The following is a 19,521-nucleotide window of genomic DNA, read 5'->3' as shown; positions in this document are numbered from 1 at the left end:
CAGGACTGGTTGTCCGGGAACCACTCCAGCAGCTGCTGGTACGTCGACGGGTAGTCCACGCCCCGAACCGGATTCGCGGTCATCCACAGATTCTACTTCACCCAAGCAGATATGCAGAACAGGTGTTCGAACAGGCAGGGAGGAGGTGTCCACGCGAAAACCTATGCGCACAAGACGAATTCACGACGGTGCACCGCGATCCGTTGCATCAGGTGCCACCACCTGAACCTCGCCCCTGATGGCTCCCAACCACATGCGTACGACGGGTTTGTGGTTCCCGGTCCCACCGACGCACGTTGAAGGCTCACCTAGGTTCGCCGAAACGGTTGGGCGTCAACGGATCTCGTTGCAGCAAAGGCGCGAGCGCCCACCAGAGGTGGAGGACATCGGTGTCCAAGCGGTGGAGTCTCGCGCTGGCGAGCGCCATGATCACCCTGTCGGTCGCGGCCTGCGGGTCCCCTGGACAGCCCGGCGCGCCAGCCGCCGGTGATGCCTCAGGTGCGGGTGCCGCAGGTGGGGGCGCGCCCTTCAAGGTCGGCCTCGTCTACTCGAAGTCGGGCCCGCTCGCGAGCTACGGCGCGCAGTACCGCCAGGGTCTGACGGCCGGGATCGACTACGCCACGAAGGGAACCGGCAAGATCGGCGGCCGCTCGATCGAGATCTCCGAGCAGGACGACGCGGGTGACCCCGCCAAGGCCGTCGCGTCGGCGACCGACCTCATCGGCAAGGGCAACAAGATCATCGCCGGTTCGACCTCGAGCGGTGTCGCACTGCAGGTCGCGCCCCTGGCGAAGGACAACAAGATCCTCTTCGTGTCGGGCCCGGCCGCGGTCGACGCGGTCACCGGCGCCAACCGCTACACGTTCCGCTCGGGTCGACAGACCTACCAGGACGTCGCCACCGCCGGCAGCATCCTCGGGGACGTCAAGGGCAAGAAGGTCACCGTCCTGGCGCAGGACAGCGCCTTCGGCAAGGCGAACGTCGCCGCGGTCACGGCGATCCTCGGAGCCAAGGGCGCGACGGTGGACGCCGTCGAGGTGCCGGCCGCCGCGACCGACCTCACCCCGTTCGCCACGAAGGTCAAGGGGGCGGCACCCGACCTGCTCTTCGTCGCGTGGGCGGGAGCGAACGCGACGGCCATGTGGACCACCCTGGGTCAGCAGGGCGTCTTCGACCAGACCAAGGTCGTCACCGGTCTCGACATCAAGCCCACCCACCCGCTCTTCGGTCAGGCGGCGACCAAGATCAACTTCCTGTCGCACTTCTTCGACGGCGCCGCCGACAACCCGGCCTACCAGGCCCTCGACGCAGGACTGAAGAAGCAGGGCTCCACCGTCGACCTCTTCACCAACGACGGTTTCGTCGCGGGCCAGATGATCGTCCACGCGCTGGAGGGCGGTGGTGACGACGTCGACAAGATGGTGACCTCCCTGGAGGGCTGGTCGTTCGAGGGCCCCAAGGGCAAGCTCGAGATCCGCGCCGAGGACCACGCGCTGCTGCAGCCGATGTTCACCGCGACGCTCGAGAAGGACGGCAGCAACGTCATGCCGCAGCGCGTCGACACGCTCGACCCCGCAGCGGTCGCCCCGCCCGTCACGCCCTTCAAGTGATCGGACCCGTCTCGTCGTGATCAGCGCTGAAGCGGTCGGCTGGAAGGTCGGCGGAGCCCAGATCCTCGACGACGTGTCGCTGTCCGTCGGGGCCGGTGAGCTGCTCGGCATCATCGGCCCCAACGGGGCGGGCAAGTCGTCGTTCGTGAACGTCCTCAGCGGGGTGACCAGGCCCACGACCGGTCGGATCACGCTCGGAGACAACGACGTCACGCGTGCCAGTGCCACCAGGCGGGCCCGACTCGGTCTGTCCCGGTCGTTCCAGACGTCCGCGCTCTTCGACGGCCTGACCGCGGGGGAGAACGTCCGCCTCGCCGTGCAGGCCGCCGGCCCGCGGCCGTTCTCGCCGTGGCGTGGGGCCGGTTCGTCGTCGAGCGAGGTCATCGAGTCGCTGCTGACCCGGGTGCGTATGCCGGGTCGGGGGCGCACGCTGGCCCGTGACCTCTCGCACGGCGAACGTCGCAAGCTCGAGCTCGCGATGTCCCTCGCATCCGAGCCGAGCGTGCTGCTGCTCGACGAGCCGATGGCCGGGGTGTCCGCGGAGGACGTCGACGGGCTGACGGAGATCATCGGCGAGTTGCGTGACGCGGGCGTCGCGGTCGCCATGGTCGAGCACCACATGCACGTCGTCCTCGGGCTCGCCGACCGCGTCGCCGTCCTGCACCACGGCGAGCTGCTGGCCGTGGGAGCGCCGGCCGAGGTCACGTCCGACCAGCGGGTCCAGCAGGCTTACCTGGGAGAAGCGCTGTGAGCGAAGAGAGAGCCATCCCCGACGCGACGCCGGAGGTGCAGCCACGCCCGGTGCTGTCGCTCGACGACGTCCACGTCCGCTTCGGCGGCTCGCACGTGCTTCAAGGCGTCTCATTCGACGTCCCCTCCACGGGGGTGACGGCACTGCTCGGGCGCAACGGCGTCGGCAAGACGACCACGTTGAGGGCCGTCATCGGGCTTGCGCCGCGCTCGGGGCGGATCCTGCTGCAGGGCAGAGAGATCCAGGAGCAGGCGACGGCACGCATCGTCCGAGCCGGAGTCGGCTACGTCCCCGAGGACCGTGAGGTCTTCGGCGGCCTGACCGTCGACGAGAACCTCCGTCTCGTCGACCCGGACCTCGGCGTCGACGCCCCGGTCGTGGCGGAGCTCTTCCCCGACCTGGTCAAGCGGCGCGGTCAGCGCGCCGGCACGCTGTCGGGCGGCCAGCAGCAGATGGTCTCGCTCGCGCGCGTCCTCCTGCGCGACAACGCGCTGCTGCTCATCGACGAGCCCACCAAGGGACTCGCACCCAAGCTCGTGACCGAGGTGGCCGACGTCCTCGCCGAGGTCGCGCGCACGACCCCGATCCTGCTCGTCGAGCAGAACCTGCCGCTGGTGCGTCGCATCGCCGACCGGGTCGTCGTGCTCGACGCCGGTGAGGTCGTGCACCGCGGCGCCGCCGCCGACCTCGTCGCGGACGTCGAGCTGACCCGGGAGCTGCTCGGCGTCTCGATGCGACGGGAGGGCGCCGCGTGAGCGACCTGGTGCTGCTCCTCGTCACGGGCCTCGGTCTCGGGGCGCTCTACTTCATCGCCGCGAGCGGCCTGAGCCTCATCTACGGCCTCATGGGCGTACTCAACTTCGCGCACGGCGCGTTCATGACCGCGGGCGCCTACGCCGGCTGGCTCACCATGGACGCGCTCCCGGAGTCATGGCCCACAGCGTCACGTCTTGTGCTCGCGCTGCTGGTCGCCGTCGTCGTCGGGACCGTGATCGGCGTGGTCGTCGAGGTCGTGCTGATCCGTCCGCTCTACCGCCACCACATCCAGCAGGTTCTCGTCACCGTCGGGCTCTCGCTGGCGGGCGTCGCTGCGGCACAGGGCATCTGGGGGTCGGACCCCCGCCCCGTCGACAAGCCGGTCTGGATGACCACGACCAGCGACGTCCTCGGCGCGCGGCTGCCGAACGACCGGCTCGTCTACGTCGTCGTGGCCGTGGCGCTCTTCCTCGGCCTGATGGCGCTGCTGCACCTGACCCGGCTGGGCCTCGTGATCCGTGCGGGCGTCGAGAACCGCACCATGGTGGAGGCGCTGGGCATCAACGTCCGCCGAACCTTCACGGTGGTCTTCGCCATCGGCGGCGCTGCGGCCGGGCTGGCTGGGGTCCTCTACTCGCAGTACGCCGGAGCGGTGTCTCCGGCGCAGGGCGGGTCGCTGTTGATCTTCGCCTTCATCGTCGTGGTCATCGGCGGCATGGGCTCGCTGCCGGGAACCGCGGTCGCTGCCGTGGTCGTGGGCCTCGTCCAGCAGCTCGCGAACTACTACGCGGCGAGCGGGGTGGGCGACCTGTCGGTCGTGCTCCTCCTCGCTCTGGTCCTCCTGCTCCGCCCGACGTCCCTGAAGGGGGCCCCGGCATGACGTCATCGACGCAGACACCCCCGGCCGTCCGCGCCTCGACAGGAGGTCCTGACAGCCCGGACGGCCCGGCGGGGACGCAGCCGCGTTCCTCCCGTGCCCGTGTCCTGCTGCGCGCGATCCCCGCGCTCGTCGTAGTGGCCGTGCTCGCGTACCTGCCGTACGTCGCGGCCGAGCTTCCCGGCATCCTGCCCGGTCGCGTCAACGGCCCGGGGTCGATGCAGCTGCTCGCCACCTGCCTCGTCGTCGGCGGGATCGCCCTCAGCTACGACGTGCTCTTCGGTCGCACCGGGCTGCTCAGCTTCGGGCACGCCCTGTTCGTGGCCGCCGGCAGCTACCTGCTGACGATCTCGCTGTCCACCTGGGACCTGCCGCTGCCCCTGGCGGTGGGTGTCGCGCTGGGCCTCTCGACGCTGCTCGCTCTGGCCGTCGGTGCGATCGCCCTGCGCGTCGGCGGTATCGCCTTCGCCATGGTGACGCTCGCGTTCGCGCAGGCGGCCTCCATCGTCGTGATGCGCAACCCCGGTGGCCTGACCGGCGGCGAGGAGGGGAAGCCGCTCGACCGCGACGCCCTCCCGGCCCTGTTGGTCGGGGTCTCGAACGCGCCGTACCGCTACTGGCTGGCGCTCGGGTTCGTCGTCGTCGCCTGGGTGTTCGTGAGCCTGCTCGTCCGGTCCCGGGCCGGCCACGCGATGGCCGCCGTGCGCGAGAACGAACAGCGCGCCGCCGTCCTCGGCTTCGGCACGTACCGGGTGAAGCTCATGGCGATCGTGGCCGGCTCGTTCCTCGGGGCGGTCGGCGGCGTCGTCCACGCCCTCGTGCTCGGGGGCTCGAACCCCCACCTGACGACCTCGGAGTTCACCCTCTCGTTGCTCGTCATGGTGGTGCTGGGCGGTGCCGGCCACCGCTGGGGAGCCGTGCTCGGCGGGGTGCTCTACACGTACGCCGACGCGCGGCTCGTCGAGGTGAGCAACGCCGGCTTCCTCCACTCGCTGCCGGAGGTCGTGCGACAGGTCCTGTCGCAGCCTCTCTTCATCCTCGGCGCGTTCTTCGTCGTCGTGGTCTACTTCGCACCGTCGGGCCTGACCGGGCTCGGCGGCCGTCTGATCAGGAGAGCGGGGACCAGGTGAGCACCACGTCCGCCTTCGTCATCGAGCTGCCCGAGGGCAGCATCGCCATCCACGACCTGAGTCTCGGCAGCCCTCCCCCCGACGCACCGGTCGTGCTCGCCGTGCACGGCATCACGGCCAACGGCCTCTCGTGGCGCCGGGTCGCCGACGAGATCGGACACCGCCACGGTCCGGGCGCCGTCCGCGTGCTCGCTCCTGACCTCCGCGGTCGCGGAGACAGCCGGTCGGCGCCGGCGCCCTACGGGCTGGCCGCGCACGTCGACGACCTCGTGTCGGTCGCCACGGCGTTCGCGGCCACGCCGGTGCTCCTCGGGCACTCGATGGGCGCGTTCATCAGCGCCCTGGCGGCCGCTCGCCACCCCGAGCGGTTCTCCGGCGCGGTCCTCGTCGACGGCGGCCTGGCCTTTCCCGTGCCGGACGACCTCGACGTCGATGCGGCGCTGCAGTCGGTCATCGGCCCGGCCATGGACCGGCTGTCGATGCGCTTCCCCGACCCGGCGGCATACCTCGACTTCTGGTCGCAGCACCCAGCCCTCGGGCCGGTGCTCCGCGGCCCCGGCGGCGACGCCGCCCGCGCCTACATCGAGCACGACCTCGTCGAGGACGCACCGGGGGAGTGGCGCAGCACCTGCGTGCTCGACGCGGTGCGTGCCGACGGGGCCGACGTCATGGCCGACCGCGAGACCCACGGCGCGCTGAGAGCGGCCGTCGCCGACGGGGTCGGCACGGAGCTCGTCTGGGCCGAGCGCGGCCTGCTCGACGAGCCGCAGGGCCTCTACGACGAGTCCCGTCTCGAGGCCCTGGGGGTGCCGTCCGAGGTGAGGGTCACGCGGGTCGACGCGAACCACTACGACGTCATCCTCGGTGAGCGGGGTGTCGAGGCTGTCGTCGACGCCGTCGACCGTCAGCTCGGGGCCTGAAGCGCGCGCAGGCGCAGCGCGATCTGCAGCTCGAGCGCGTGCTCTGGCTGTTGCCATGTCTCGCCGAGCAGGGCCGTGATGCGCTCGAGCCGCTGCGACACCGTGTTGACGTGCACGTGCAGCGTGCGGGCCGCGTGGCGCGGGCTGCCGCCGGCGCCGAAGTACGCGGCGAGCGTGCCCACGAGGTCCGTGCCGCGACGCTCGTCGTAGTCGACCACGGGACCCAGCAGACGGCGTACGTACTCGTGGACGTCTGGCGCGGAACCGACGATGAGACCGGCGAAGCCGAGCTGGGTCGCCGCGGCGCCCTTGCCCCGGTGGCCCAGGGCGATGAGGGCGCCGACGGTGCGGTGGCCCTCCTCGTACGCCTCGGTGATGGCATCGACGTCGCTCACCGGTCCCACGCCGGCCACAGTGACGCAGGTGCGCTTGCCGATGCGCGCCGCCGCCGAGCGCGCGAGCCCGTCGGCGTCGGTGCCGGGCACGAGGGCGATGACGTCACCGTCGTGCGACCCCACGAGAGCAGCGTCGCCCGTCGCGGCGCTGGCGGAGATGAGCAGGGCTCGGTGGCCGGCCGACTCCTCGCCGCGCAGGACGAGCAGGCAGAAGGGGCGCTGCGGGTCGAAGCCCACGGTCTGGGCCAGGGTGAGCCGCTCCTCCCTCGAGCCGCGTGCGCTGACGAGGTCGCTGACGAGCCGGTTGCGGGCCGACTGGCGGGCGTCGGCGGCCTGCCGCTCGAAGAGCAGGACGAGGGCGGTGACGACGCCGGCGCGCTCGACGGTGCGCTGGTCGGAGTCGCCCAGGGTGAGCCCGCCCACGTAGATCGTGCCCAGACGCTCCCGCGCGGCCGTGACGGCCACCGCGTAGACGCCGTCCTGCTCGACGAGGCGCCCGGTGCCCAGCCCCGGAAGGGCGTTGAGGCTCGCGAAGGGGTCGTCGCCGCCGGGTGACGGCTCGGGCGCCGGACCGGCCGCGCTGTGGCGCTGGCCGTTCTCGTCGACGAGCACGGCCCAGCCACCGAGCAGCTCGGCCAGGGCGTGCGTGATGTCGTCGACACCGCCCCCGCCCAGCACGAGGGAGGCGAAGCGGTCGTGGGCGGCAGCCGCCTTCTCGACGCCCTCGGCGTACTGCCGGACGGTCTCGTGGGCATCGGAGAGCGCTGCGAGCGCGTTCTCGGCGTCCGCCAGCGCGCGCGTCTGCACGAGCGTGACCGCTGCCAGCGTGGCCAGGTTGCCGAGCAGCCCGACCTCCTCGCGGGTGAACGGCCGGGACGAGCGGTTGGCGGCGAAGAGGACCCCCACGAAGTGCGACTCGACGATGAGCGGCGTGCCGCAGATCGCGATGATGCCCTCCTCACCGACCGCGCTGTTGATCGCCTCCGTGTGCCGGAAGCGCTCGTCGGACCAGTAGTCGGCGGTCCAGTACGGCTTGTGCGTCGACGCCACGAGGCCGCCGAGGCCGGCGCCAAGTGCGAGCCGCACCGACTGGAAGGCTGCCGAGACCGAACCGTCGGTGGCCCGCATGTAGGTGTCGCCGGCCTCCGGGTCGTAGAGCGTGAGGTAGGCGAGGTCGGTGCCGACGAGCCGGCGCGCGCGGCGGACGATGGCATCGAGCACCGACCCGGGGTCGCTCTCGGTCGCCAGCTCGCGCGCCGTGTCGAGCAGTGCGGCAAGACCCGCCTCGCGGTGCTGGTGCACCTCGCGCGCGCTCGCGATGCGCAGCGCGAGGTCGCGGGCCTCCGCCGGGGCCGGGGCGGCGGCGACCTCGGCGACGGGTGCGTCGGCGGCGAGCAGCTCGAGCAGGTGCCTGACCTGCTGGGCGTGCTCGGTCGCGACCGCCGGGTCGGCGGTCTGTGACGTGTCGCTGGGGGTGGCCACGGGCAGATCCTAGGCGCGTCGCGGGCGGGCGATGAGGACGGACCCCGATCGATGGGCGGGAAGGCCGCGTCAGTGCGCGGTCCAGCCGCCGTCCATCGAGAACGAGGTCCCGTTGACCGAGCCGGATGCCGGCCCACACAGGAAGAGGGTCAGCGCGGCGACCTCGTCGGGCTCGACGAGACGCTTGACGGCCACCGGGGCCAGCATGACCTTTTCGACGACCTCGGACTCGGCGATGCCGTGCGTGCGGGCCTGGTCGGCGATCTGCTTCTCGACGAGCGGGGTGCGCACGTAGGCGGGGTTGATGCACGTGGAGGTGACGCCGCGCGGGCCCCCCTCGAGGGCGACGACCTTCGAGAGGCCCTCGAGCCCGTGCTTGGCCGTCACGTAGGCGGACTTGAAGGCGCTGGCCCGCAGGCCGTGCACGCTGGAGATGTTGACGACGCGGCCCCAGCCACGGTCGTACATGTGCGGCAGGCTCTGCCGGATGAGCCGGAACGGCGAGACGAGCATCAGGTCGAGGATGAAGTCGAACCGCTCGAGCGGGAACTCCTCGATCGGGCTGACGTGCTGGATCCCGGCGTTGTTGACGAGGATGTCGACCTCGGTCGGCAGGTCGGCGAGCGCGTCGAGGTCGGCGAGGTCCGCCGTGATGGTCGACAGGGCGGCGCCGTCGGCGAGGGCGGCGAGGCCCTGCTCGTCCCGGTCGACCGCGTGCACCTTGGCGCCGGCACCGGCCAGGGCCCTCGCGACGCTCGCCCCGATGCCGCTCGCGGCGCCGGTCACGAGGGCCGTCCGGCCGGTCAGGTCGATGGGTTCGTTGACCGCCGTGCGGACCCGCGCAGAGGAGTCCGGGGCGGCGTCGCGTGCGTCGGTGCGGGCGTCGGCCATGCGGGAAGACTAGGGAGGGGCCCGGAGGCCACCTGTGTGGTGACCTGACACAAAACCCCCGGTTCCATGTGTCTACCGCTCACGTGGGGGCCGGCCCCTCGGCTCGTGGTCGCCGGGACGTGCCGGGACCGTGCTGGGACCTTGCTGGGACCTTGGCCTCTGGTCGCTCGACGACCCCCGGCGCACGGTGGACGTGTGGAGAGTGTCGTGTCGACGGCGTACGGGAGGGTGCGCGGCGTCGTGCGTGACGGCGTGCACGCGTTCCTCGGGATCCCGTATGCCGCCGCGCCCGCGGGTGCCGACCGGCTCCGTCCACCGCGCCCCCCGCAGGCGTGGAACGGGGTTCGTGACGCGAGCCGGCCTGGGCCCGAGCCACCCCAGGTGGCACCACCCGCGACGGGCGGCCCGCCGGGCGGCGCGGGTGAGGACTGGCAGGACGTCGGTGCGGCGTTCGAGGCGGTGCACCGGGCGCCCCCGTCGTCCGACTACCTCGACCTCAACCTCTGGACGCCGGATCCCGGCCGAGCCGGGCTGCCGGTCATGGTGTGGATCCAGGGCGGGATGTTCGAGCTCAGCTCGACGGGGGCGTACGACGGTTGGGCGTTCGCCCGCGACGGCGTCGTCTGCGTGGTCATCAACTGGCGACCCGGCGCGGAGGGCTTCCTCTACCTCGACGACGGCGTGGCCGACCTCGGGCTGCTCGACCAGGTGGCAGCACTCGAGTGGGTGCGCGACAACATCGCTCCCTTCGGCGGCGACCCGACCAACGTGACCGTCTTCGGCGAGTCGGCGGGGGCCATGAGCATCGGGTGCCTGCTCGCGATGCCGGCGGCCCGCGGACTCTTCCGCCGCGCGGTGCTGCAGAGCGGCGCCGCCCACCACACGCTGGCGCCGGAGCACGCCCTGAACGTCGGGCAGGACCTCGCCCGGCGGCTGGGAGTGCCACCGACCCGTGAGGCCATCGCCGAGGCGGGAGTCGCGCGGCTGCTGGTGGCCCAGGCCGAGCAGAAGGCGGACCTGCTCGCGCACCCCGACCCGGACCGGTGGGGACTGCCGCTGGTCGCGAGCATGATGCCCTGGCAGCCGGTCGTCGACGGGACAGTGCTCCCTGCCCGACCGATCGACCGCATCGTGGCCGGCTGCGCCCGCGACGTGGACGTCCTCGTCGGCACGAACACCGACGACTGGCGGCTGTGGCTCGTCGTCAGCGGGGCGTTCCCGGGGATCACCGACGAGGTGCTGCTCGGCAACGTGCACACGCACGGCTACCAGAGCCTCGCCGCGTACGGGCTCGACGCGGCAGCCCTCGACGCGTACGGGCGGCGCTATCCGGCGGCGCTGCCCGGCGACCTGCTGGCCGCCGTCCAGACCGACTGGTGGATGAGGATCCCGGCCATCCGACTGGCCGACGCGCACGCCGACGGCACCCCGACGGCAAGCACCCACATGTACGAGTTCGCCTGGGCCTCACCCGGACTGGGCGCCGTGCACGCCCTGGAGGTGCCATTCGTCTTCGACACCGCCCGCAGCGACGCCCCGCTCTTCGGTCCGCTGCTCGGCGCCGACCCGCCTCAACAGCTGGCCCGGACCATGCACTCCGCCTGGGTGGCCTTCGCCGGCACGGGCGACCCGAGCTGGCCGGCCTACGACACCGACCACCGGTCGACCTACCGCCTCGACACCACCTGCGCCGTGGTCGACGACCCGCGGGCCTGGGAGCGCGCCCTGTGGGACGGTCTGCGATGACACCGGCGGCGCCCCGACCGGCCAGCTACGTCGTGCGGCGCATCGCCCCGGCGCGCGAGCCGGTGCTCGACAGGCTCGCGGGGGCGAGCCGCCGCTTCCAGGTGCACGCGCTCGTCGAGCTCGACGTCACCGTCGCCGCCCAGCGGATCGCCGCCGCGCACGACACCATCTCGTGGACCGGCTTCGTCATCGGCTCGGTGGCCAGGGCGGTGGCGCTCCACCCGGCGCTCAACGTGCGCAGGGCCGGCCACCAGCTCGTCTGCTTCGACCGGGTCGATGTCGGGGTGACGGTCGAGCGGGGCAGCCCCGACCTGCCGGTCCTCGACCTCGCGCGCGTGCCGGCGGCCGACCGGCTCGGCTGCGCCGAGATCACAGCCCTGCTCCACCAGGCCAAGATCGGGCCGCCGCCGACCCACGAGGCCACCCGCGCCGTGGCGGCACTGCTCCGCCTGCCGGCGCCGCTGCGGCGAGCCGGGATCCGTGCCCTCGGAGCGCGGGCGAGCACGGCGGCCCGGTTCGGCCCTGCCGTCGGCGTCACCTCACTCGGGATGTTCGCCCACGCCTGGGGCTGGGCCATCCCCGTCGCCCCGTTGACCGTCATCGTCAGCGTCGGCGGCGTCGTCGAGCGACCCACCGTCGAGAACGGCGCCGTGGTGGCGAGGCCCCACCTGCCGCTCACCGTGACCTTCGACCACGCAGTCGTCGACGGCGCGCCGGCGGCCCGCTTCATCGAGACGTTGCGCGACCTCGTCGAGACCGCCACCGTCCTCCAGGACGGGCTGCCATCCGTTGACCATCTCCGTACCGGTTCCGGGTTGTGACACGGCTGCGAAAGGACGGTCGTGGTCGAAGCGTAGGTCAGGGTGGCGACCGTTTCCGGCCCTCGGGAGTCCCTGGTCCGTCGTCGGCGGCCGCAACAGGCGTGTCGTTCACGCTCGAGTGGACTGGCCGTGGGCCGATACGAGCCAATGGAACTTCTCCAGGTCAGCGCTCTGCGTCGTGAGCAGGTCGTGGGTCACGAGGTCGCTCTCGCATTGGCGGGCGGCTGCCCGGTGGTCGCCCACGACGCGGGCGTAGACCTCCTGCAGTGCGGAGAGGTGCAGCAGGGCGTCGGCGCGGCCCAGCGGGTACTCGCCGTACGTGCGCCGCTGAACCACACCGGAGGCGCGTCCGTCGGGTGAACCTCCGACCGTTGCGATGCGCTCGGCGAGAGCGTCGGCCATTTCCCGCACCGCGGAAACCTGTGGGTCGATCATGGTGTGAATCGCGATGAAGTGCGGGCCGGTGACGTTCCAGTGCGCATGCTTGAGTGTCAGCGCGAGATCGTTGAGCTGGTCGAGCTGTCGTTGTAGTGCCTCGATCTCGCCGGTTTCGGCCGGCACGGTCTTGCCTGGGGCTTCGGTGCGTTCAGTCATGTGGTTGGCCTTCGCGGTCGGTTGGCGCCATCGGAGTGGGCGGCGCGAGCAGCAGAGGGGATGGCGCGCCGGGCGTCGTGGTCGGTCTAGGGGAGCGGCGACGGCGGGCGCGAAGCTTCACGTTCGGAGCGCGCGGCGCAACACTGCGGTGGCCTGCGTCATGGCTCCTTGGGCCGCGTCGGTGACACGAAGCGGGTTGAGCCCGACGAAGTCGTGGATGGCGGCCTGGTAACGCACGGACACGACGGGGACGCCCGCCTGCCTGAGCTTGTGCGCGTACGCCTCTCCCTCGTCCCGGAGGACATCGGCTTCTCCGACGATGATGAGCGCTGGCGGCAGCCCGGCCAGCTGCTCGACGGTGGCCTGCAGCGGGGACGCCGTCGGTTCGGTCCGCTGCTTCGGGTCAGCGATGTACTGGTCCCAGAACCACAGCATGGTGTCGCGGCGCAGGAAGTAGCCCTCGGCGAACTGGTGCGATGACGGGGTGTCGAAGGTGGCGTCCGTGACCGGGTAGAAGAGGACCTGTTGGACGAAGTGGACCCCGCCCCGCTGCTTGGCCAGAAGTGTGGTCGCGGCAGCCATGTTGCCCCCGACGGAGTCGCCCACGATCGCGAACCGGTCGGTGTCGAAGTTCTGCTCCGCACCGGACGTGGTCACCCACTGGGCCACCGCGAAGATCTCCTCGATCGCGGTGGGGTACTTCGCCTCGGGGGAGAGGCTGTAGTCCGGGAAGACGACCGCGGCGTGGCTCCCGACCGCGAGCTCACGCATGAGCCGGTCATGGGTGGCTTTGCCGCCGAACACCCAGCCGAGTCCGTGGATGTGCAGGATCACGGGAAGAGGTCCGTGCGCGCCGGGGGGCCGGACCACACGGATGCTGACGTCTCCCTCCGGGCCGGGAACGGTGAGGTCGCTGATGTCGGCGTACGGGGCGTCGACCGGCTCCGACTGCAGGGCGTTCAAGCCGTTCCGGGTGTCCTCGATGGGGAGCTGGTGCGTGAAGGGCGGGTTCGCGTTCGCGTCGGCGAACGCCTGTGCGGCTCGCTCGACAACCACTTTCGCGTCGTCGGTCATCGTGGGCTCCTCCGGTCGGTTGGTGGCTGCGCGCACCCTTGCGTGCGGGTTTGCTGAAGCAGGGGCGTCGGGCGTGGTGACGAGGGTTGCCGACGTGAGGCTCGATCGTCATCGGTCGCATGACTGCCCTGCCGCTTCGGCGGGACCTGGACGTCTCTCTCTGAGCGGGTCGGTCGTCCTGGCACGGGGTGCTCACTGCAGACGTCGCCGCCAGTCGTCGGGGACGCGCCCGGATGGCCCGGGACTTCCCTGCGCAGCCGGGCGTGACGTCGGTTCCGGGAGTGCGGGTCCGAGGAACAACTGTCGCGTGGGGTAGTCGTAGAACCACGCTTCCTCCGGCTCGTAGGTCTGGATGACCGGATGCCCGGTGCTGCGGTAGTGGCCGCTGGCATGCTGGCCGGGGGATGAGTCGCAGCACCCGATGTGCCCACACGTGGCGCACCGGCGCAGGTGCAGCCACCAGCCCGGAGGGGTGGCTGACTCGCAGTCGGCGCAGCCGTCCCCGGACGGCGATGCGTCGAGGTTGATGACCTCGTCGAGGTCGGGCGCTGTCTTGTCGGGTTCCGGCCGGGTCATGGGCGCTCCTCTCGCTCTTGCGCTGGCCTGGTCGTCGCCGCCGCGCTTCCCAATGGGACGGCCCCGGAGCCGGTGCGTGCATCGGGTCAATGACTGTGTCTGGTGGGAGACATGTGCCAACGGGTCACGGGCCACCTGCCTCACCGGCGGGCGCCTGGCTGGCCGGCTCGTCGGGTTCTGTCGATGACAGCCTCGCTGGGCGGCTCCCGCAGTCGGATGGCGGATGCGCGGGGTGGCGCCCAGGCGCCACCGTGATGTGGCCGGCTCGGCCGGCATCCACCTCGCCCGAACGCCGAAGTCACGTTCGGGTCGAGGTGGGCTCGGGATTCCAGGCCGCGATCGATCATCAGGAGCTCACATGAAACCGACCGTCATCCTCGTCCATGGCGCCTTCGCCGAGTCCTCGAGCTGGGACGGCGTCGTCGCCGCGCTGCGGGGTCAGGGCTATCCCGTGATCGCCTGGGCGAATCCGCTGCGTGGCGTCGCGGCTGATGCCGCACAGTTGACCGCCGTCATACGCAGCATCGCGGGCAAGGTCGTGCTGGCGGGTCACTCGTATGGTGGAGCCGTGATCAGCAACGTCCCGGCTGACGCGGGGGAGGTCTCCGGGCTGGTCTTCGTCGCCGGCTTCGCGCTCGAACCGGGCGAGAGCTGCGCCGACGCATCCTCGCTGGTGGCCGGCGGCACCTTGGGCGACACCCTGCGCAGCGTGCCGTTGCCAGGAGACGTCACCGACCTGTACATCGCGCAAGACCGTTACCACGCGCAGTTCTCTGCCGATCTGCCTGCGGAGGCCTCGGCCACCATGGCTGCGACCCAGCGCCCGATCGCCGAAGCCGCCTTGTCCGAGCCGTCCGGCGCCACCGCGCTGTGGAAGGAGGTGCCCAGCTGGTTCGTCTTCGGCGAGCTCGACCACAACATCCCCGCGGGCGCGCACCAGATCATGGCCGACCGAGCGAAGGCACAGAAGTCGGTGGAGGTTCCCGGTGCGTCGCACGTGGTCGGCATCTCGCATCCGGACGAGGTCGTCACCATGATCACGGCCGCCGCGGGCTGACGTGCTTCCCGCGGGACTGCACGTCTCGCAGGCGGCCAGCTCCGGTCTCGCCGATATCGCAGTCGGGTGACCGATGAGCCACCGGTGGGCACCGGCAACGGTGGCAGGAACGATCGCCGCTGTCGGCGACGTGGTCGCCCCGTCGTCGTGAGCCCGAACCCAGGAGGCCCTCTTGACATCGCACCCCGCTCAACCAGCCGCAGGCCGGGCGCTTCCGGCTGATGAGCTGGCGTCCTCGCTGAAACGCACCGAGGTGCAGCACAGCAGCTCGTCGATCCCTGGACGCGACATCGTCCAGGTGCTCACCGAGATCCCGGTCGGGGTCGAGTCGGGGTGGCACTTCCACCCGGGAGAGGAGGTCGGCTACATCCTGTCCGGGACCGTGCAGATGCAGATCCGGGGCCACGACACCCTGGTCCTCGACGCCGGGGACGGCTTCCTGATCCCGCCACGAACGCCGCACAACGCGTTGGACCTCGGTCCCGGCACGGGGCGGATGCTGTCGACGTACATCGTCGAGGTGGGCGAACCGGTCGCGACCCTGGTGGACTGAGGTGTCCGAGCACGACGGCGCGTCGACCACCACCAGCGGAAGCAGGAGCGGGGCAGCGGCGGTCATCCTGACGGTTGATGATGACCCCGAGGTGTCGCGGTCGGTCGCCCGCGACCTGCGCCTTCGGTACGGCGGCGACTATCGGATCGTGCGCTGCCAGTCCGGCGGCGAGGGCCTGACCGCGTTGCGGGAGCTGACATTGCGCGGGGTGCCGGTGGCGTTGCTGGTGGCGGACTACCGGATGCCGCAGATGTCCGGCATCGAGTTCCTCGAGCAGGCGATGGACCTCGTCCCGTCAGCGCGACGCGTCCTGCTGACCGCCTACGCCGACACCGGGGCTGCCATCGACGCGGTCAACGTCGTCGACCTGGACCACTACCTGCTCAAACCGTGGATCCCCGCAGAGCAGCTGCTCTACCCAGTCCTGGACGAGCTGTTGGGCGCCTGGCTCGCCGGTGGGCACTCGGTCCAGGCCGAACTGCGCGTCGTCGGTCACCAGTGGTGTCGACGAACCGCGGACCTGCGGGACTTCCTGGCCCGGGTACAGGCGCCGTACCGGTGGTACCCGGTCGAGCAGCCGGAGGCTCTTAGCCTGCTCGAGGCCGCCGGCGCGGATGCGGCCCGGCTGCCCGTCGTCATCACCGCGGACGGGCAGGTCCTGGTTGCCCCCAGCCACACCCAGGTCGCGGATGCGTTGGGTCTGGGCACGGCCCCGTCCGAGCCCGTGTACGACCTCGTCGTCGTCGGAGCGGGACCGGCAGGGCTGGCAGCAGCGGTCTACGGCGCCTCCGAGGGACTGCGCACGCTGCTCGTCGAGCGGACCGCTGCGGGTGGCCAGGCAGGGCAGAGCTCGCGGATCGAGAACTATCTGGGGTTCCCCGATGGGGTGTCCGGGGCTCAGCTGGCGCAACGGGCTAGACGCCAAGCGTTGAAGTTCGGTGCCGAGGTGGTCACGACCAAGACAGTCGTCGCCTTGCGCGGCGCCGCGTCACAGCACAGTGTCGTCCTCGACGACGGCGTCAGCGTTGGCGCCCACGCCGTCATCCTCGCCACCGGAGTCTCCTACCGGCGCCTCGCCGGCGACGGCTTGGACGAGCTCACCGGCCGCGGCGTCTACTACGGCGCGAGTCCGCGACAGGCGCAGGACTGCGCTCACAAGGACGTCGTCATCGTCGGGGGCGCAAACTCCGCCGGGCAGGCCGCGGTGCACTTCGCACGGTACGCCCGGTCCGTGACCATCGTGGTGCGCGGCCCTTCGCTCGACGCCTCCATGTCCCGCTACCTCATCGAGCAGGTCGACGCACTCGAGAACGTCACCGTCAGGACCTGCACCGAGGTACTGTCTGCACGCGGAGCTGAGCACCTCACGGCCGTCACCGTGCGCGACGTTGGGGACGGTCGAACGGAGACGATGCCGACCGGCTGGCTGTTCGTCTTCATCGGAGCTGAGCCCCACACCGGCTGGCTGCACGGGCGAGTGGCCCGAGACGACCACGGGTTCATCCTCGCTGGGCCAGACCTGATGCACGACCGGCGGGGGGAACGCGCGCCGGCCGCCACCAGTCGCTCGGACGGCCTGCGAGAGGTCGACGGGTCGTCCGCGGCGCCTCCCGCCCCCTCGACGATCTGGCCGCTGCACAGAGCTCCGTACCACCTGGAGACCAGCCTGCCGGGTGTCTTCGTAGCCGGGGACGCGCGGGCGAAGTCCGGCAAACGTGTCGCTTCGGCAGTCGGTGAGGGAGCCATGGCGGTGATGCTGGTGCACCGCTACCTGGCCCAGCAATGACCACCTCGACCAGCGGGCCCGTCGAGGCCCAACTCGGCGTCCTGCCGCTGTTTCGCGGGCTCACGCAGTCGCAGCTCGAGCGACTCGGCAGTCAGGGGCAGATCGAGCACCGCAAGGAGGGATGGGTCTACCGTCAGGGCGAACGAGCGGAGTCGCTGTTCGTCCTGCTCGACGGGGAGGTCCGGGTCACGGCCGGTGTCGGGGCCGACGAGATCGAGGTCTACCGCTCCGATCTCCCGGGCGTCTGCGGAGGCGCCACCCACGCGCATCTCGGCTACCCCGACCTCCACGTCTACAACACGTCCATGCAGGCGCTGAGGACGTGCCGACTGTTCGTGCTCCCGGCGGCTGCGCTCGCCGCCGTCCTCCGCGCCTGGTTCCCGCTGATGGTTCACCTGCAAGAGCAGGGCCCGGCCCACGCGGTAGCCCGCGCAACCACGCAGGAGGGGGACCGGCTGACGCGGGCGGTTCTGGCCTCCAGCCTGATTCATGAGCTGAACAACCCCGCTGCGGCGGCTCGCGCGGCGGCGGTCGCCCTGACCAACCGGGTGCAACGCGCGCGCGAAACACTGACGCGCCTCGCGGAGGGCGAGGGCGCGCCGGACCGGCTGCGTGCCCTGCTGGCACTACAGATGCAGGCGTCGGGGCGGGCCGCCCCGACCGCCGCGTTGTCCGCGCTGGAACTGGCCGACCGCCAGGACCGCGTGGCCAGCTGGCTGGAAGAGCACCGGGTCCGGGACGGGTGGGACCTCGCGCCGACGTTCGTCCAGGCCGGCCTCGACACCGGCTTCCTCGCCACCGTTCTCGAGACGGCGGGCCCGACACTGGCTGATGACGCCGCGCGATGGGTCAACTACGCACTGGAGACGGACCTGCTGCTGCAGGAGGTCGGCGAAGCCACCGCCCGGATCTCAGCGCTGCTCGCGAGCGTCAAGGCGTACGGCGAAGCCCGGCACGATCTGCAGCAGCTGGTCGACGTGCACGACCTACTCGATGCGACACTGCTGATGTTCCGGTCGCGCCTCACCGAAGAGGGCGTCGAGGTGGTCCGGGACTACGACCGCAGCGCTGCCCGGGTGACTGGATCCGCACCGGAGCTGAACCAGGTGTGGACCAACCTGATCGACAACGCGCTGGACGCGATCGGCGGTCACGGGTCGTTGACGGTCCGCACCCGCGGCCACGTCGGCACGGTGACCATCGAGTTCGTCGACGACGGACCCGGGATTCCCGAGGACGTCCGGGAGCACGTCTTCGAGCCCTTCTTCAGCACGAAACCGATCGGTGACGGCACAGGGATCGGCTTGGACGTCGCAGCCCGGATCGTCGTTGGCCGCCACGGCGGAACCATCGACGTGCAGAGCGAACCCGGACGCACAAGCCTGGTGGTCAATCTCCCGGTGAGGCGGGCGACCGGTCCGCAGGCACCGTCGGCGACGACGTGATGCCGGCCCCTACGACGTACGCGCGGTGAGCCTCTGGAGGTTCGCGCGGCAGCAGCGTGCCGGCATGCAGGGCCACCAGTGATCGGGCGGTCAGAGCACCGATCCCCAGCGTGATGACCCAGACCAGCACGTGCACAAGCGCGGCGGGAGCCTCGGCCGCGGTCAGCCATCGGATGGCGAAGGTGACCGCAGCCGCGTACGAGAACGCGAACGCCCACCAGCCCGCCGCGAAGCCGAGACGACGGTAGAGGGAGAACAATCGCAGCTGGACGAGCACCATGAGCGCCGCATAACCGCCCAGCACGAGGATCACAGCGTCCACCCTTCCCCCCGTGATCGCGAACCAGGTGTTGCCGGCGACCACCGGCGGGGCGAGCTCGATGGCCAAGGTCGGAACCAGCGCAGGCGGCATCGGCGGCAGAGTGAACAGACGCAGCCAGATGATGGAGGTCAGGCTGAACCAGCAGAGCAGGCCGTACCCGAAGAGTGCGACCGCGAGGCTGCGGTAGCCGAGCTGCGCGGCGCCGGCCGCGCAGACCAAGCCGGTGGCGACGGTCGGCAACAGATATCCCGGATGCCAATGCTGCAGAGGGCCTCCGGCCACCACCCACCCGGCGGTCACCCAGCCGCCATAGCCAGTGGACAGGCCCACGAGCACGAGGAACACCGCGCGCCACGCGGGGCCGGAATGGAGTGCCAGGGTTAGGGCAAGCAGCGTCGGAACCAGCAGGCCCAGCGAGGTGAACACTCCGAAGGTCGAGTCGGTCGCTTCAGCGAGCCACCGATGAGACCGAGCGACGTTGCTGCTGAAAGCCACCGAGACCAGAAGCCAGAGCAGGCCAGTCAGGATCCAGAGGGCGAGCCCGGGCCATTCCGGAACGATGGGGGCGCCGGCGGCCGCCGTCCAGGCCTGCGCGAGCCCGGCTACCCCCATCGGCACCCCGAACAGGTTGGCCCGCAGGTGCAGCCGCCCGGGCGGCTCGTTGGAGCGCACGCGCCGTCGTTGCCGCGGAAGTGTGCTGGACCGGGGTTGTGTGCGCCAGTGCTCGTCCGGTGG

The 19,521-nt window shown here is 71.3% G+C and carries 18 protein-coding genes; 12 read left to right on the top strand and 6 right to left on the bottom strand.

What is annotated here, in order from left to right; all coding sequences use genetic code 11:
- Positions 1-389: 389 nt before the first annotated feature.
- Genes ACXR8F_RS16465 through ACXR8F_RS16440 form a run of 6 tightly spaced genes read left to right on the top strand, consistent with a single transcriptional unit; the run spans position 390 to position 6,044 of the window.
- On the top strand, positions 390-1,610 hold the full coding sequence (locus ACXR8F_RS16465) for a substrate-binding domain-containing protein (protein WP_458802054.1): 1,221 nt from the start codon (positions 390-392) through the stop codon (positions 1,608-1,610).
- A gap of 16 nt (positions 1,611-1,626) precedes the next feature.
- Positions 1,627-2,361: an ABC transporter ATP-binding protein gene (locus ACXR8F_RS16460; RefSeq protein ID WP_458802052.1), complete on the top strand. Its 735-nt coding sequence runs from the start codon at positions 1,627-1,629 to the stop codon at positions 2,359-2,361.
- Complete coding sequence (locus ACXR8F_RS16455) at positions 2,358-3,116, top strand: ABC transporter ATP-binding protein (RefSeq protein WP_458802051.1); 759 nt, start codon at positions 2,358-2,360, stop codon at positions 3,114-3,116. The genes ACXR8F_RS16460 and ACXR8F_RS16455 overlap by 4 nt, the downstream gene beginning before the upstream one ends.
- Complete coding sequence (locus ACXR8F_RS16450) at positions 3,113-3,997, top strand: branched-chain amino acid ABC transporter permease (protein ID WP_458802050.1); 885 nt, start codon at positions 3,113-3,115, stop codon at positions 3,995-3,997. Before ACXR8F_RS16455 ends, ACXR8F_RS16450 begins: the two co-directional genes overlap by 4 nt.
- On the top strand, positions 3,994-5,124 hold the full coding sequence (locus tag ACXR8F_RS16445) for a branched-chain amino acid ABC transporter permease (RefSeq protein ID WP_458802048.1): 1,131 nt from the start codon (positions 3,994-3,996) through the stop codon (positions 5,122-5,124). Before ACXR8F_RS16450 ends, ACXR8F_RS16445 begins: the two co-directional genes overlap by 4 nt.
- Complete coding sequence (locus ACXR8F_RS16440) at positions 5,121-6,044, top strand: alpha/beta fold hydrolase (protein ID WP_458802047.1); 924 nt, start codon at positions 5,121-5,123, stop codon at positions 6,042-6,044. The genes ACXR8F_RS16445 and ACXR8F_RS16440 overlap by 4 nt, the downstream gene beginning before the upstream one ends.
- On the opposite strand, the gene ACXR8F_RS16435 is transcribed toward ACXR8F_RS16440, so the two are convergent.
- Together ACXR8F_RS16435 and ACXR8F_RS16430 are read right to left on the bottom strand one after the other, a co-directional pair.
- The gene (locus ACXR8F_RS16435; protein WP_458802045.1) at positions 6,029-7,921 is read right to left on the bottom strand and encodes a helix-turn-helix domain-containing protein; all 1,893 of its coding nucleotides are present in this window, start codon (positions 7,919-7,921) and stop codon (positions 6,029-6,031) included. The two genes, ACXR8F_RS16440 and ACXR8F_RS16435, sit on opposite strands and share 16 nt — an antisense overlap.
- Before the next feature lie 69 nt (positions 7,922-7,990).
- A complete protein-coding gene (locus ACXR8F_RS16430; protein WP_458802044.1) occupies positions 7,991-8,812 on the bottom strand; it encodes a 3-hydroxybutyrate dehydrogenase in 822 nt (273 codons plus the stop codon).
- A 195-nt stretch (positions 8,813-9,007) separates the two neighbouring features.
- On the opposite strand from ACXR8F_RS16430, the gene ACXR8F_RS16425 reads away from it, so the two are divergent.
- On the top strand, positions 9,008-10,558 hold the full coding sequence (locus ACXR8F_RS16425) for a carboxylesterase/lipase family protein (protein ID WP_458802042.1): 1,551 nt from the start codon (positions 9,008-9,010) through the stop codon (positions 10,556-10,558).
- Positions 10,555-11,379 carry a 2-oxo acid dehydrogenase subunit E2 gene (locus ACXR8F_RS16420; RefSeq protein WP_458802039.1) on the top strand — a complete coding sequence of 275 codons (825 nt, stop codon included), beginning with the start codon at positions 10,555-10,557 and terminating at the stop codon, positions 11,377-11,379. Before ACXR8F_RS16425 ends, ACXR8F_RS16420 begins: the two co-directional genes overlap by 4 nt.
- A gap of 108 nt (positions 11,380-11,487) precedes the next feature.
- Here the strand turns inward: ACXR8F_RS16420 and ACXR8F_RS16415 are convergent, their stop codons facing one another.
- The 3 genes from ACXR8F_RS16415 to ACXR8F_RS16405 form a co-directional block, all read right to left on the bottom strand.
- Positions 11,488-11,973 carry a Dps family protein gene (locus ACXR8F_RS16415; RefSeq protein ID WP_458802038.1) on the bottom strand — a complete coding sequence of 162 codons (486 nt, stop codon included), beginning with the start codon at positions 11,971-11,973 and terminating at the stop codon, positions 11,488-11,490.
- Between the two features lie 117 nt (positions 11,974-12,090).
- Entirely contained in the window at positions 12,091-13,047 is a 957-nt protein-coding gene (locus ACXR8F_RS16410; protein WP_458802036.1) for an alpha/beta hydrolase, read from the bottom strand.
- 192 nt (positions 13,048-13,239) lie between these two features.
- Positions 13,240-13,623, bottom strand: coding sequence for a UBP-type zinc finger domain-containing protein (locus ACXR8F_RS16405; RefSeq protein WP_458802035.1), 384 nt, complete (start codon positions 13,621-13,623; stop codon positions 13,240-13,242).
- Positions 13,624-13,981: 358 nt separating this feature from the next.
- Between ACXR8F_RS16405 and ACXR8F_RS16400 the strand changes: the two genes are divergently transcribed.
- The 4 genes from ACXR8F_RS16400 to ACXR8F_RS16385 all read left to right on the top strand — a co-directional run bounded on the left by ACXR8F_RS16400 (position 13,982) and on the right by ACXR8F_RS16385 (position 18,464).
- Entirely contained in the window at positions 13,982-14,680 is a 699-nt protein-coding gene (locus tag ACXR8F_RS16400) for an alpha/beta fold hydrolase (RefSeq protein WP_458802033.1), read from the top strand.
- 253 nt (positions 14,681-14,933) lie between these two features.
- A complete protein-coding gene (locus tag ACXR8F_RS16395; protein ID WP_458802031.1) occupies positions 14,934-15,233 on the top strand; it encodes a cupin domain-containing protein in 300 nt (99 codons plus the stop codon).
- A 1-nt stretch (position 15,234) separates the two neighbouring features.
- Positions 15,235-17,019 carry an NAD(P)/FAD-dependent oxidoreductase gene (locus tag ACXR8F_RS16390; protein WP_458802029.1) on the top strand — a complete coding sequence of 595 codons (1,785 nt, stop codon included), beginning with the start codon at positions 15,235-15,237 and terminating at the stop codon, positions 17,017-17,019.
- Complete coding sequence (locus ACXR8F_RS16385; protein WP_458802027.1) at positions 17,016-18,464, top strand: ATP-binding protein; 1,449 nt, start codon at positions 17,016-17,018, stop codon at positions 18,462-18,464. Before ACXR8F_RS16390 ends, ACXR8F_RS16385 begins: the two co-directional genes overlap by 4 nt.
- On the opposite strand, the gene ACXR8F_RS16380 is transcribed toward ACXR8F_RS16385, so the two are convergent.
- Positions 18,409-19,458 carry an SLAC1 family transporter gene (locus ACXR8F_RS16380; protein WP_458802025.1) on the bottom strand — a complete coding sequence of 350 codons (1,050 nt, stop codon included), beginning with the start codon at positions 19,456-19,458 and terminating at the stop codon, positions 18,409-18,411. The two genes, ACXR8F_RS16385 and ACXR8F_RS16380, sit on opposite strands and share 56 nt — an antisense overlap.
- Positions 19,459-19,521: the final 63 nt, after the last annotated feature.

It is taken from the genome of Terrabacter sp. AAH1, assembly GCF_054456855.1.
The sequence above is the reverse complement of the archived record's forward strand: the minus strand, read 5'-3'. Positions and strand labels throughout refer to the sequence as shown.